This is a genomic window from Rhodococcus sp. 06-462-5 (assembly GCF_002258315.1).
Lineage (GTDB): Bacteria > Actinomycetota > Actinomycetes > Mycobacteriales > Mycobacteriaceae > Rhodococcoides.
The window spans coordinates 1-12,520 of the sequence record NZ_NOYD01000036.1; the positions used below are offsets into that span (position 1 = coordinate 1).

Consider the following 12,520-nt stretch of genomic DNA (forward strand, 5'->3'; position numbering starts at 1 on the left):
GGTTGGGGTGGCCTGCGAACGCGGAGCGGCCCGAACTGTCCTGCCCGGTGAGTTTGCGGCGCATGATGGTCCCCACTGCCTCGAAATGATCCGACCGACCTTTCCACGATGGCGACGCAACCTGCGAGTATCAAGCGATAGGGGTCAGCGTCACATGTGATGCTCACTGTGACGAGATTTTCGGGTGGAGGTCTGCGATGGTTGTCGGTCGGGTCAGGCGGGCTCGTGCGGCCGCGCTGGTGGCGGGTGCGGTGACCGTGGTCGGTGCCTGGACGGGGTCGATGCCGTTGCAGCGGATCGCCAAGCCTCTGATAGTCCCGGCACTGGCGAGCGGGCTCGATCCGACGCGAGATCGGGTGCTCTTGACGGGTCTCGCGGCCGCCACGGTCGGCGATGTGCTGCTGATCGACCCGGACGACGACTCCGCTCTGGAATGGGGTGCGCGTGCATTCGCCGTGATGCAGGGCAGCTATACGTACCTGCTGTTTCGCAGAGGTGCTCGGCCGGCACTGATCGACGCCGTTCCCCGGTACGCCGGATGGGCGGCCGCGGCGACGCAACTTGCCAGGCGTCAGCCCGCGGTGGCGTCGACCCTGATCGCGTACGGTGCGGTGCTCGCGACCACGTCGACCCTGTCTGCTCGTTCTGTTTCGCGCGGCGGCGATCGGCGGCTGATCATCGGCGGAATTCTGTTCACCGTCTCCGATGCGCTGATCTTGTTCAGACGACTGTTGCTCACCGACGACCGTCAGCGGCGGACCGCGGAGGCGATCATTCTGTCGACCTACGTCGCGGCGCAGGTCCTACTCGTCGAGGCCTTGGCTTCGGGGTAGCAGCAGCACCCGCTCGCGGTGGGCGGGGTCGACGCGAACGGCGATGACGGTGCCCGGCTCGAAGCGCGAGGTGTCCGAGCGGGGGATGTCGTAGACGATCTTGCCGAAGTAGCTGCTCGAGCCGGGCACTGTGAATTCGAGATCCAACTCGGCGGTGTTCTCGTCGATGCGTCGGATGGCATCCACTGTCGCCCACCCTTCCACGCCGTGTTCGATCAGCTCCTTCTGCTCGCGCGTCGGTCGTCCGGCGATCATCATGGCCAGGCCGAGAGCCGCGCCGAATCCGGCGACCAGGGCCGCCAGCTGGTACGGAAGCGTTCCGGGCGGAGTTCGGGGGTTCAGCCATCCGATCCAGATCGCCAGTACGAGTGCGTAGCCGATCGTCACCACGACGACTGATCGCACGATTCTCGCGTTGTTCACTACGGTGCTCCTGCGCCGCCGAAAGCGGCCGTTGGATATTCGACGATAGGGGGTTACCGGTAAGTAGGGTTACATGTACGGTGATCGATGTGACTCGACCAACTGTCTTCATCTCAGGCGCAGCTGCCGGTATCGGCCGCGCGACGGCTCTCAAATTCGCGGCCAATGGCTACCTCGTCGGTGCGTACGATATCGACGAGACCGGCTTGGCATCGCTCGGCAAGGAAGCTGCCTCGCTCAGCGGCCGCGTCGTCACCGGCATCTTGGATGTAACCAACTCCGACCAGTGGGAAACCCGGTTGAAGGAGTTCGTCGCCGAGGGCGACGGTCGACTCGACGTTCTGATCAACAACGCCGGAATTCTGGCCGCTGGTGCCTTCGAGGACATGCCGCTGTCGGTGCATCGTCGTCAGATCGACATCAACTTCAACGGCGTCATCTACGGCACCCTCGCGGCCTTCCCGTACCTCAAGGACACCGCAGGGGCGCAGGTCGTCAACTTGTGTTCCGCGTCGGCCATCTACGGTCAGCCCGAGTTGGTGACCTACGGCGCGACCAAGTTCGCGGTGCGAGGCGTCACCGAGGCGCTGGATCTCGAGTGGAGCAAGTACGACATCTCGGTCAAGGCCATGTGGCCGCTGTTCGTCCAAACGGCGATGACCCAGGGCGTGTCGACGGGCACCACGAGTTCGTTGGGTATCAAGCTCACCGTCAAAGATGTGTCCGACGCGATCTTCGACGCGACCCGTCCGGTCAAGCGTCGGTTGCACAAGGTGCATTTCCCGGTCGGCTTGCCGTCCAAGGCGCTCTCGCTCGGTTCGCGCTTCTCGCCCGCATGGCTCACGCGCGAGGTCAACCGGCGCCTGAGCCACACCTAGAACTCGTCGCCGGACGATGCCGGCACTGCGCCGGTATCGTCGGTCTTTCGAGCAATCGGTGTCGAAAGGTGGGTCGGGGTTTCTTCATGCTGAGTACGTGGGGTTCGAGCAGAGCACGGCAAATGGGTTGGGCACGAGCCTGGTTGGTGGGAATCGGAGCCTGTACGGCGCTCGTTCTCACCGGTTGCAGCAGTGAGTCCGCTGCCCAGCCTCCGCCGCCTGCGTCGACCACCACCCCGCCGCCGACGACCACGTCAACCACCACCCCTGCACCCGTGACGACCACGGAGGCACCACCGCCTCCGCCTCCGCCTCCGGTGGAGCCGCCGCCCACCGAGGAACCGCAGACGACGTACGCCGCCATCGGCGGTGCGTACTACTTCAGTTCCCCCGACGGTCTTTTCCAGTGCGGAATCGTGCCGTTGTCGAGTCGTACCGAGGCCGGGTGCCAGGGCACCACCACTCCGGTGCCGCCGCGACCCGAGGACTGCATGATCAACTGGGGCAACGGTATTCGAGTCACCAACGACGGCCCGGCGGCGTTCATGTGCTCCGGCGGCGTGGTCTACACCTCGGGTGGGGAAACGATCGACCCACCGCTCGCCGTCGGCGCGAGCATCGCCGCGAACGGATTCACCTGTACGTCCGCCGAGAACGGCATCTCGTGCGTCGACGATGCGACCGGACACGGCTTCCGCATCGCACCGGACAGCAACGAAGTCTATTGAGCGAGAACACGATCGACAGCGAACCGTCGTCGGACGATGCCGGCCCCACCGAGTGGGGTGAGAACCCCAACGGCGTCGGACCGTGGTCGGACACGCACACCGAACCGCCACCCGACGATCCACGATTGGACCCGGAACTACTCGCAGGCGGCGACCGCCGCAACGTCGTCGACGCCTACCGCTACTGGCGACGGGAGGCGATCGTCGCCGACATCGACACCCGACGGCATTCGCTGCACGTCGCCATCGAGAACTTCACCAACGACGCGAACATCGGGACGGTGGTGCGCACCGCGAACGCCTTTGCGGCGCAAGCGGTCCACATCGTCGGCCGTCGTCGGTGGAACCGTCGCGGTGCCATGGTCACCGACCGCTACCAGCACATCCATCACCACGACTCGGTGGAGGCGCTCATGGCGTACGCCGCGGAGCAGGGTCTCGTCGTCGTGGCGGTCGACAACACCCCGGGGTCGGTACCGATCGAGACCGCGGAGTTGCCGCGTCACTGCCTGCTGCTCTTCGGCCAGGAGGGACCCGGTGTCACAGCCAGTGCCCGCGAATCGGCCTCGATGACGGTATCGATCGCGCAGTTCGGTTCCACTCGCAGCATCAATGCAGGTGTGGCCGCCGGGATTGCCATGCACTCGTGGATTCGGCGGCACGCGGATCTCGATGCAGCGTGGTGAGTCGCAGCGCTCTCCGAGGGGGTTTCCGGGGCGGGATGTAACGAATCGGCAACGGTAGTGGCAGGATTGCGGCTATGCAGGAGTTGTGGTCGCAGCGTGCGGACGCTGCGGAGGGGGCCGTCGTCGCGCGGCACATGCGTCGGCTGTGGGGGCTGCCGGGCACGACGTTGGGAGTCGTCGCCTGGCCACCGGCGCGTGTGGAGCGGATGTTCCTGCGTTGGCACTACTGGTGGCAGGCCCACCTGCTCGACTGCGCGGTCGACGCCGCCGATCGCGATCTCACCGCCAAGCGCCGTCGGCGATTGAACAAGATCACCCGAGCACACCGAACCCGCAACGTCAGCGGGTGGACCAACAACTACTACGACGACATGGCGTGGCTCGGGTTGGCACTCGAACGCGCGCAGAGGCAGCACTTCGTCAGCAATCGCAATGGCATCCAGCAGATCGAGATGGAACTGTTCGACGCCTGGGCTCCGGCCGAGGGCGGCGGCATTCCGTGGCGCAAGAAGTCCGACTTCTACAACGCACCGGCCAACGGCCCGGCCGCGATCTTGCTGGCCCGCACCGGCCGGCTGTGGCGTGCCCAGGAGATGGCCGACTGGATGGACCGCACCCTCAAGGACCCGCGCACGGGTCTCGTTCTGGACGGAATGCATTCCACGCGCGCACTCGTCGACGCCAATAAGCCCGGCGAGATGGAACGCGCCGTCTACAGCTACTGCCAGGGCGTCACGTTGGGCCTCGAGACCGAACTCGCTGTCCGACTCGGAGAACCCCGGCACGCCGAGCGAGTCCATGCGCTGGTCGACGCCGTCGACAACCACCTGACCCGCAACCTCGTCATCACCGGCGGCGGAGGGGGAGACGGCGGCCTGTTCAACCCGATCCTCGCGCGCTACCTGGCGATGGTCGCGGTGGAGCTACCCGGAGACTCGGACGCCGACGACCGTGCACGCGAACTCGCGGCCGCGATCGTGCTGAACTCGGCCGAGTCGGCGTGGGAGAACCGCCTCGAAGTGGAGGACAACCCTCTGTTCGGAGCAGACTGGACCCGCGAAGCCCGCTTCCCGGGGCAAGGACTGCACATCGCCACCTTCACCGAAGGAACGGTCCGACCGTCCGATGTGCCCGAACGGGACTTCTCGGTGCAACTCGGCGGCTGGATGCTCATGGAAGCCGCCTACCGAGTCTCGGCTGCGGGTTTCTAGAACACTTCGTCGGAGCGGACCGACGCAGAACCTACTCGACGACCTCTTCGACCTCGATGGTCTCTTCGGGGCGTGCCATTTCCTTGCGGTACTGCCAGATACCGAGCCCGGTTCCGACGACGAGCAACACCACCATGCTGATGAGGACGGCAGGCATCAGCCAGGGGATGCCCTCGATGAACGAGCCGAAGTAGAACCCGATCAGCAGGAGCACCGGAGCCCAGATGATGGCGCCGAGAGTGCTGGCGATCGTGTACTTGCGGTGATCCATCTTCGCGGCACCCGCGACCAGCGGGCACAGCGTGCGCACCCAGGGAATCCACCGCGCGACCAGCACCGCCCAGAATCCGTGCTTCTCCAGCAGAAGATTGACCTTGTGCAGGTTCTTGGTGTTGAGGTACTTGCCGTTCTTACGCGCCACCAGCGTCGAGCCGGTCCGGTGTCCGATCGAGTACCCCACCTGATTGCCCGCGATGGCGGCGACCATCGCACCGAGCGACAGCGCCCAGATGTGACCGGTGCCCGACGCATGGGTCGCCATCACGATTCCTGCCGTGATCAGCATCGAATCCCCGGGTAGGAACAACCCGATGATCACCGCGCATTCGATGAACACGAAGGTCATCACGACGATCCACACGACGAGGGGGCCCGCTGTCTCCAGCGGACCGAAGCTGCCGACGGCCTGAACGGACACGGCCGGCAGCGCAGTGGTAATCGACGACATGGACTCGATCACTTTCGGAGGATCTCGATCAGGACCTGGTGTCCGGGGCGTCGGCCTCGATCACATCGGTTGCCTCGCCGAGCGGGGTCTTGCGGGCCTTGATCATGCGCTTGCCGACCTCGATGACGATGGGGAGGACGGAGACGGCGACGATGACGAGGAAGATGATGTCGACGTGTTCACGGATGAACGCGATCTGCCCGAGCAGGTACCCCAGCACCGTCACGCCCGCGCCCCAGAGGATGCCGCCGACGACGTTGTAGGTGAGGAACAGTGAGTACTTCATGTGCGACGCACCGGCCACGACCGGTGCGAACGTACGCACGATCGGCACGAAGCGCGCCAGGATGATCGTGATCGGACCGTGCTTCTCGAAGAAGATGTGCGACTCGTCGATGTACTTCTTCTTGAAGAATCGCGAATCGTTGCTCTTGAAGAGGGCCGCGCCACCCTTGGTCCCGATGAGATAGCCGACCTGATCACCGAGGATGGCCGCGATCGGGATCAGGATGACGAGCGTCCAGATGGATGCGAACGGCTCGATCTCGGTGGACTTCGACGCCGCGATCAACCCGGCCGTGAAGAGGAGGGAATCGCCTGGGAGCAGCGGAAACAGCAGCCCCGACTCGATGAAGACCACCAGCAGCAGCCCGATGAGCACCCAGTGCCCGAACGAGTTGAGCAGGTTCACCGGGTCGAGGAATCCGGGCAGCAGGGCCAGGTTCGTCGTCATCGTTTCCGAGGCAGCTAGGACACTCACCGCGCCCACACTACCGGCCGAAACTGGTATGTCCTGAACAGATGATGTCGCTCGGCTGTGAATGCGATGGCCTGTGCGTCGTTCTCGGTGCTCCTGCGGAATGACCTCAGGGATGCGGGTACGCACGACACCGGGCTCGGAGGTTGCCATACTGCACAGGACACAATCGAACTTTCAATGGAGGAATGACGCCGTGCCTATCGCAACTCCCGAGGTCTACGCCGAGATGCTGGGCCGGGCGAAGGAACACAAGTTCGCCTTTCCGGCAATCAACTGTGTGGGTTCCGAGTCCATCAACGCCGCCATCAAGGGCTTCGCCGACGCGGGTAGCGACGGCATCATCCAGTTCTCGACCGGCGGAGCCGAGTTCGGATCAGGACTCGGCATCAAGGACATGGTCGTCGGCGCTGTGGCGCTCGCCGAGTTCGCGCACGTGATCGCCGCCAAGTACGACGTCACCATCGCTCTGCACACCGATCACTGCCCCAAGGACAAGCTGGACACGTACGTTCGTCCACTGATCGCGATCTCGCAGGAGCGCGTCGACGCAGGCAAGAACCCGCTGTTCCAGTCGCACATGTGGGACGGCTCGGCCATCCCGATCGACGAGAACCTCGAGATCGCCAAGGACCTGCTGGCCCGCGCTGCAGCAGCGAACATCATTCTCGAGGTCGAGATCGGTGTCGTCGGCGGCGAGGAAGACGGCGTCGAGGCCGAGATCAACGACAAGCTCTACACCTCCAACGAGGACTTCCTCAAGACCGTCGAGGCCCTCGGCGCAGGCGACGCGGGCTCGCGCTACCTGCTGGCGGCCACGTTCGGCAACGTGCACGGCGTGTACAAGCCGGGCAACGTCAAGCTCAAGCCGTCGGTGCTGGCAGACGGCCAGAAGGTCGCAACGGAGAAGCTCGGTCTGGCGTCGGGTTCCAAGCCGTTCGACTTCGTCTTCCACGGCGGATCGGGATCGGCGAAGAGCGAGATCGAAGAGGCACTCGAGTACGGCGTGGTGAAGATGAACGTCGACACCGACACCCAGTACGCGTTCAGCCGTCCCATCGCCGGACACTTCTTCTCCAACTACGACGGTGTGCTCAAGATCGACGGTGAGGTCGGCAACAAGAAGGCCTACGACCCGCGCAGCTACCTCAAGAAGGCCGAGGCCGGCATGACGGCCCGTGTCGTCGAGGCCTGCAACGACCTCAAGTCCGCCGGTCGCAGCGTGAGTGCCGGCTAGCCGGCAGTGGCGTGGGTAAGTGCCCTCTGGGGCACATCGGAGCGGAGCCTGCGGAGCGACCCGCAGGCTCCTCCATGCCACTGCAGCGTCAGCTGCACACCTTCCACTGATCGCCCTCGAGGCGCAGGTCGAAGGTGCGCGGCGATCGGTCGTTCGGGTTGGCATCTGTGTGCGCGATGACCTGAGCGATCGCGGTGGTGTCGTCGCCGACCTGAATGGCGTCGATGCTGTCGAGAGTCGGTATGTTGCCCTGCTCGAGCGAGACGCGGTGCACCTCGGCGAATTCCGCATCCGGGATGTCTCGGTAGAACGTCGCCAGGTCGCCGCACGAGGTACTGCGCAACGTGGCGAGGTCGCCGCCGGCCAGGGCTCTGGTGAACGACTCGACGGTCGTTCTGATCCGTGCCTCCGGGGAGTCGTCGACGCTGGTGCGGTCGATCAGCAGGTATGCACCGGCGGCCACTGCCGCGATCACGACAACCGCGGCCACCAGTGCCGCCCACCACTTCTTGTGGCTCGGCTTGCCGGATTCCGTCGGCTCGGGTCCGATGCGTTGGGGGCCGACCTGCTTCGGCGTGGGGCGCTGCGGTTCGATCTTCCTCGGCCCGACCGGTTGCGGCACAGCGGCCGGTGATTTGTTCTCTGCCGCAACATCTTTCGTCGGATTCTCGGACGGGTTCCGCGGCGGGATACGACGCGGGGCTGCGGTGGGCTTTGCGACCGGCTTCGATTCCGGTGCGAGCGGTTCCTCGGTCGGAGCAGTGGTTATCTTCTCGGTCGGGGTGTCGGCCGGCGCGTCGACCTGCTTCTTCTTGCCGAGATCGATCTTCTCGGTCGCTGCGTCGGCCTCGGAGGGCGCATTCTTCTTCTCGTCCGGCATGCGTTCTCCCTCGTTCACCGAATTCTTGCAAGAGCGGTATGTTTGAAATTTCGTCAGCTGGCAGCCTATCGACCGTGTCGGCCGCTCGACGCGAGCGCCACCGGGGGTGTTCGGACACGATTCGGTGACGTAGGGGCACAATGAGCGCCATGACTTCTTTCGGTGATTTGCTCGGACCCCAACCCACACTGTTGCCCGGCGACGACGAGGCCGAATCCGCGCTGCTGAACCACGAGGCACCCGAGACCGTCGCAGCAGCGCATCCGACGGCGTCCATCGCGTGGGCCTACCTGGCCGAGGCCGCGCTCGAGTCGGGTGCCACCATCACGGCGTACGCCTACGCTCGAACCGGCTACCACCGAGGTCTTGACCAGTTGCGTCGTAACGGATGGAAGGGATTCGGGCCGGTCCCGTACAGCCATGAGCCCAACCGAGGATTCCTCCGATGCGTCGCAGTCCTCGCCAAAGCGGCCCGCGACATCAACGAGCACGACGAGTACGCCCGCTGCCTCGACCTCCTCGAAGACTGTGACCCCAAGGCAGCAGAAGCGCTCGGCCTGGGCTGATCGGGCCCGCGCGAGCCGGGCGCGAGGACGAACCCGGGTCAAGTCGGGCAGTGCTCGGCTGAAGTTGTCGCTGCTGCCGATCATTCAGTGCGCACTGGCGGCAGGTGTGGCGTGGTTCGTGGCGACGGACATCGTCGGTCACGAGAGCCCGTTCTTCGCGCCGATCGCCGCTGTCGTCTCGCTGGGCGTATCGCTCGGTGCTCGCCTGCGCCGATCGGCCGAGCTGGTCGTCGGAGTGACGGTGGGCATCGGCATCGGAGATCTGCTCATCTCGCTGATCGGTAGCGGGCCGTGGCAGATCGCTCTGGTCGTGGTGTTGGCGATGTCGGCTGCGGTGTTCCTCGACGGCGGGCCGATCATCGCGATGCAGGCCGGGTCGTCCGCGGTGCTGGTGGCGACGCTCATTCCGCCCGGCAACATGGGTGGCCCCAACCGCATGGTCGACGCTTTGGTCGGTGGTCTGGTGGGCATCGCGATCGTGGCGTTGATCCCGACGCATCCGGTGTGGCGGGCCCGCAAGGATGCGGCGAGTGTGTTGGCCACGGCTGCGAGTGTGTTGCAGAAGGTGGCCGACGGCTTGGTGGCGAACGATCCCAAGCCGATCGAGGAGGCGCTACGTAAGGCGCGTGCGACGCAGTCGGGTATCGATGCTCTGCGAACCGATCTCAAGGGCGGCCGGGAGATCGCGCGAATCTCGCCGATGTACTGGAATCACCGCAACCGTCTGGCGTCGCTGGCGGCGACGGCCGATCCCATCGACAACGCCGTCCGCAACATCAGGGTGCTCGCGCGACGATCGCTGACGCTGGTGCGCGACGACGAGATCCTCGATCCGCGCGTCGTCGACGAAGTGGAGAAATTGGCGCATGCGGTGGAGGTCCTGCGGCAGATGATCCTTGCCGATCCGGGTCAGAAGCCGGATGCGGCAGAGGCGGCGCGAGTGTTGCGGTCGGTTGCGGCCGGTGCCAAACCGGAGTTGATCTCGAACGCCGGTCTGTCGGCAACGGTGGTCCTGGCGCAGTTGCGGTCGATCATCGTCGACCTCTTGCAGGTCGCCGGGCTCAAGCGTATTTCTGCGTTGGCGACGCTTCCGCCGACGGTCAAGCACCCGCACGTCCCGCCGGAGTTGTGACCCGAGCACACCATTGCATATATGCGTATGTACGCATATGGTGACTTCCGGAAGTCGATATCGGTCACCAGGGGGAGTCATGGGCGCGGGTCACGGGCACAGTCACGGCGTTGGCGGTCACACGCCCGCAGGTGCGGGGCCGCCCAAGGCCCGCATTCGCAAGATGGTCGTGGCGCTGGCCATTCTGGTGGTGTTCCTCGTCGTCGAGGCGACCGTCGCCCTGGCGATCGGGTCGCTCGGCCTGCTCGCCGACGCGGGCCACATGCTCACCGATGTGCTCGGCATGTCGATGGGTCTGATCGCGCTGATGCTCGCCCGCAAGGGAAGTGCCGCAGCGGCAAGGACATTCGGCTGGCATCGGGCGGAAGTGTTGACTGCCATCGCGAATGCCGTTCTGCTGCTCGGTGTTGCGGCGTTCATCATGTACGAGGCCATCTCCCGCATCGGCGATGCGCCTGAAATCCCCGGCGTGCCGCTCATTCTCACCGCGACGGCCGGTCTCGCGGCCAACATCGTCGTCATGCTGCTCATTCGCGGCGACGCCAAGGATTCCCTGGCCGTCCGCGGTGCGTACATGGAAGTTCTGGCCGATGCGGTCGGCAGTGTCGGGGTGCTCGTGGCCGGCGTGCTGATGGTCGTGTTCGGGTGGACCTGGGCGGACATCGTCGTCGGTGTCCTGATCTCCCTGTGGGTGATCCCGCGCGCGATCAAGCTCGCAGGCTCGGCTCTGCGAATCCTCACCCAGGCCAGTCCCGGACACGTCGACGTCGACGCGTTGACCGGCGACCTGAGCGCACTACCGGGCGTGACGGGGGTTCACGACCTGCACGTGTGGACACTGACCACCGGAATGGATGTGGCGACAGTGCATCTCGAATGCGAGGGCTCGTCGTCGATGGTGCTCGACAGAGCCCGGTCGTTGCTGTCCGCCTACGGACTCGACCACGCCACGGTGCAGGTCGAGCCCGCCGCACACGGCCGAACCTGCAAGGAAGAGCTCACCTGGTGACGGTGCGCACCTCGGTGCCCGGTCGCCAGACGTCGATCTGCATGTGATCGTCCACCAGTGAGGTCAGTACGACCTCGGTGATATCGAGATCGAACACGTGGTACGGCACCAATTCACCCGGTGCCGCGTCGAATATCGGTTGCAGCACAGCAGGATCGGTGATCTCGACTGCACGCCCACCGATCTTCGCGTCCCCGCCCTCCATGGAATGGTGACCCGGATTGCTGTGCAGCGCGAACCGCCCGTCGCTTCGCAGATCCCGCGCTTTGACGGCACCGAGCATCGAACCGAGCCGCAGCACACCGCTGTCGTCGAACTCGACCTCGGTTCCGCTGACGCGCGGTGAACCGTCCGCCCGCAGCGTCGCGAGTACATGGTGTTTGTGGGCGGTGAATCTGGCCCGCACCGCCGAGGCCAGGTTCGGGGCGGCTGTCGAGAAGTCGTTCCACGTCGTCATGCGTCGAGTATCGACCCCGATCACTGACATCATGTGTCAGTAGTATCTGACAGATGCGTTCTGCACGATTGCTTCGGATCATGCTGTTGCTCCAGGAGGGGCGACAGGCGACCGCGCAGTCACTCGCGGACGAGGTCGAGGTATCGGTTCGCACCATCTACCGCGACATCGGCGCGCTCGGAGCCGCCGGCGTGCCGCTGTGGACCGAATCGGGCCCCGGGGGCGGCATCCGATTGCTCGACGGGTGGCAGTCGAAACTGACCGGCATGACCGGTACCGAAACGTCGGCGCTGATGCTGCTCGGTATGCCGTCGGTTGCGGCCGACCTCGGATTGTCCGACGCCACCGCCGCTGCCGAGAGCAAGCTCCTCGGTGCGCTGCCGGTGTCGCTACGGGCGAGTGCGCAGCTGTGGCGTGAGCGTGTGCACGTCGATGTACCCGGATGGTTCACCGCGCCCGTTGCGAACGAGTTGGTCCCGGTGTTGGCGCGTGCTGTGCTCGGTGGTCGACAGATCGAGATCGGCTATCGCGGCAGGAGTCGGGTTCTCGGGCCGCTCGGACTCGTGGTGAAGGCCTCGGTCTGGTATTTGGTGGCCACTCGCGGTGAGCGCATTCTGTCGTTTCGGGTCGATCGGATCGAGAGTGTGACGGAACTGGTGACCGAGGTGTTTCGGCCGGTGGGGTTCGACCTAGCGCAGTGGTGGGGTGCGTCGATGGCGGAGTTCGATCGGTCGCTGGCGAGGTTTCCCTGTCGAGTTCGATTGTCCGACAACGCGGTGCGTGCGCTGCCTCGGGTGATCGGCGTCGCGGCCACCCCGGATTTCGATCCGCCCGACACCGACGGGTGGACCGAGGTGGAGTTGATGCTCGAGAGCGAGGAGGTGGCTCTTGTTCAGCTGATCGCGCTCGGCGGGGGAGTGAGTGTGTTGGATCCCGCATCACTGCGTCGATCGCTGCGCGAGGTCGCGTCGAGCATCGTGCGTGAGAACAGTTGAG

Annotated in this window: 15 protein-coding genes; 10 read left to right on the forward strand and 5 right to left on the reverse strand. The window is 65.2% G+C overall.

The genetic code is table 11. The features are described from left to right. Window positions 1-197 precede the first annotated feature (197 nt). Window positions 198-833, forward strand: a complete 636-nt coding sequence (locus CH251_RS16565) for a lysoplasmalogenase family protein (RefSeq protein ID WP_094614121.1) — start codon at window positions 198-200, stop codon at window positions 831-833. Here CH251_RS16565 and CH251_RS16570 read toward each other — a convergent pair. Beyond that, window positions 804-1,256 (reverse strand): hypothetical protein, encoded by a 453-nt coding sequence (locus CH251_RS16570; RefSeq protein ID WP_094614122.1) that lies wholly within the window; start codon window positions 1,254-1,256, stop codon window positions 804-806. The genes CH251_RS16565 and CH251_RS16570 overlap by 30 nt on opposite strands. An 89-nt stretch (window positions 1,257-1,345) precedes the next feature. Between CH251_RS16570 and CH251_RS16575 the strand changes: the two genes are divergently transcribed. The 4 genes from CH251_RS16575 to CH251_RS16590 all read left to right on the forward strand — a co-directional run bounded on the left by CH251_RS16575 (window position 1,346) and on the right by CH251_RS16590 (window position 4,759). Beyond that, window positions 1,346-2,134: an SDR family oxidoreductase gene (locus CH251_RS16575; RefSeq protein ID WP_218828310.1), complete on the forward strand. Its 789-nt coding sequence runs from the start codon at window positions 1,346-1,348 to the stop codon at window positions 2,132-2,134. A gap of 122 nt (window positions 2,135-2,256) precedes the next feature. Further along, a complete protein-coding gene (locus tag CH251_RS16580) occupies window positions 2,257-2,862 on the forward strand; it encodes a DUF6636 domain-containing protein (protein WP_179273713.1) in 606 nt (201 codons plus the stop codon). Beyond that, window positions 2,859-3,548, forward strand: a complete 690-nt coding sequence (locus CH251_RS16585) for an RNA methyltransferase (RefSeq protein WP_179273714.1) — start codon at window positions 2,859-2,861, stop codon at window positions 3,546-3,548. Before CH251_RS16580 ends, CH251_RS16585 begins: the two co-directional genes overlap by 4 nt. 74 nt (window positions 3,549-3,622) lie before the next feature. Further along, on the forward strand, window positions 3,623-4,759 hold the full coding sequence (locus CH251_RS16590) for a glycoside hydrolase family 76 protein (RefSeq protein ID WP_094614124.1): 1,137 nt from the start codon (window positions 3,623-3,625) through the stop codon (window positions 4,757-4,759). Window positions 4,760-4,790: 31 nt separating this feature from the next. On the opposite strand, the gene CH251_RS16595 is transcribed toward CH251_RS16590, so the two are convergent. Both CH251_RS16595 and CH251_RS16600 read right to left on the reverse strand, forming a co-directional pair. Then, window positions 4,791-5,486, reverse strand: a complete 696-nt coding sequence (locus CH251_RS16595; protein WP_094614159.1) for a DedA family protein — start codon at window positions 5,484-5,486, stop codon at window positions 4,791-4,793. A gap of 28 nt (window positions 5,487-5,514) precedes the next feature. Then, on the reverse strand, window positions 5,515-6,219 hold the full coding sequence (locus tag CH251_RS16600) for a VTT domain-containing protein (RefSeq protein ID WP_094614125.1): 705 nt from the start codon (window positions 6,217-6,219) through the stop codon (window positions 5,515-5,517). A 220-nt stretch (window positions 6,220-6,439) separates the two neighbouring features. On the opposite strand from CH251_RS16600, the gene fbaA reads away from it, so the two are divergent. After that, window positions 6,440-7,480 (forward strand): class II fructose-bisphosphate aldolase, encoded by a 1,041-nt coding sequence (gene fbaA / locus CH251_RS16605; protein ID WP_032380186.1) that lies wholly within the window; start codon window positions 6,440-6,442, stop codon window positions 7,478-7,480. An 88-nt stretch (window positions 7,481-7,568) separates the two neighbouring features. On the opposite strand, the gene CH251_RS16610 is transcribed toward fbaA, so the two are convergent. Further along, a complete protein-coding gene (locus tag CH251_RS16610) occupies window positions 7,569-8,360 on the reverse strand; it encodes a hypothetical protein (protein WP_143537950.1) in 792 nt (263 codons plus the stop codon). A gap of 149 nt (window positions 8,361-8,509) precedes the next feature. Here CH251_RS16610 and CH251_RS16615 point away from each other — a divergent pair, with 149 nt between their 5' ends. The 3 genes from CH251_RS16615 to CH251_RS16625 all read left to right on the forward strand — a co-directional run bounded on the left by CH251_RS16615 (window position 8,510) and on the right by CH251_RS16625 (window position 11,067). Continuing rightward, window positions 8,510-8,926 (forward strand): DUF3151 domain-containing protein, encoded by a 417-nt coding sequence (locus tag CH251_RS16615; RefSeq protein WP_032397398.1) that lies wholly within the window; start codon window positions 8,510-8,512, stop codon window positions 8,924-8,926. Between the two features lie 64 nt (window positions 8,927-8,990). Further along, on the forward strand, window positions 8,991-10,058 hold the full coding sequence (locus CH251_RS16620) for an aromatic acid exporter family protein (protein WP_094614127.1): 1,068 nt from the start codon (window positions 8,991-8,993) through the stop codon (window positions 10,056-10,058). Window positions 10,059-10,137: 79 nt separating this feature from the next. Next, window positions 10,138-11,067, forward strand: a complete 930-nt coding sequence (locus CH251_RS16625; protein ID WP_094614128.1) for a cation diffusion facilitator family transporter — start codon at window positions 10,138-10,140, stop codon at window positions 11,065-11,067. Here CH251_RS16625 and CH251_RS16630 read toward each other — a convergent pair. After that, a complete protein-coding gene (locus CH251_RS16630; protein ID WP_179273716.1) occupies window positions 11,057-11,524 on the reverse strand; it encodes a pyridoxamine 5'-phosphate oxidase family protein in 468 nt (155 codons plus the stop codon). The genes CH251_RS16625 and CH251_RS16630 overlap by 11 nt on opposite strands. 53 nt (window positions 11,525-11,577) lie before the next feature. Here CH251_RS16630 and CH251_RS16635 point away from each other — a divergent pair, with 53 nt between their 5' ends. Then, on the forward strand, window positions 11,578-12,519 hold the full coding sequence (locus tag CH251_RS16635) for a YafY family protein (protein ID WP_094614129.1): 942 nt from the start codon (window positions 11,578-11,580) through the stop codon (window positions 12,517-12,519). Window position 12,520: the final 1 nt, after the last annotated feature.

What these genes read in the sequence shown, in the direction of transcription:
- CH251_RS16565 (WP_094614121.1), top strand. Translation starts at nt 198, where the DNA reads ATGGTTGTCGGTCGGGTCAGGCGGGCTCGTGCGGCCGCGCTGGTGGCG.
- CH251_RS16595 (WP_094614159.1), bottom strand. Translation starts at nt 5,486, where the DNA reads ATGTCGTCGATTACCACTGCGCTGCCGGCCGTGTCCGTTCAGGCCGTC.
- CH251_RS16630 (WP_179273716.1), bottom strand. Translation starts at nt 11,524, where the DNA reads ATGACGACGTGGAACGACTTCTCGACAGCCGCCCCGAACCTGGCCTCG.
- CH251_RS16635 (WP_094614129.1), top strand. Translation starts at nt 11,578, where the DNA reads ATGCGTTCTGCACGATTGCTTCGGATCATGCTGTTGCTCCAGGAGGGG.
- CH251_RS16610 (WP_143537950.1), bottom strand. Translation starts at nt 8,360, where the DNA reads ATGCCGGACGAGAAGAAGAATGCGCCCTCCGAGGCCGACGCAGCGACC.
- CH251_RS16615 (WP_032397398.1), top strand. Translation starts at nt 8,510, where the DNA reads ATGACTTCTTTCGGTGATTTGCTCGGACCCCAACCCACACTGTTGCCC.
- CH251_RS16590 (WP_094614124.1), top strand. Translation starts at nt 3,623, where the DNA reads ATGCAGGAGTTGTGGTCGCAGCGTGCGGACGCTGCGGAGGGGGCCGTC.
- CH251_RS16625 (WP_094614128.1), top strand. Translation starts at nt 10,138, where the DNA reads ATGGGCGCGGGTCACGGGCACAGTCACGGCGTTGGCGGTCACACGCCC.
- CH251_RS16580 (WP_179273713.1), top strand. Translation starts at nt 2,257, where the DNA reads ATGGGTTGGGCACGAGCCTGGTTGGTGGGAATCGGAGCCTGTACGGCG.
- CH251_RS16600 (WP_094614125.1), bottom strand. Translation starts at nt 6,219, where the DNA reads ATGACGACGAACCTGGCCCTGCTGCCCGGATTCCTCGACCCGGTGAAC.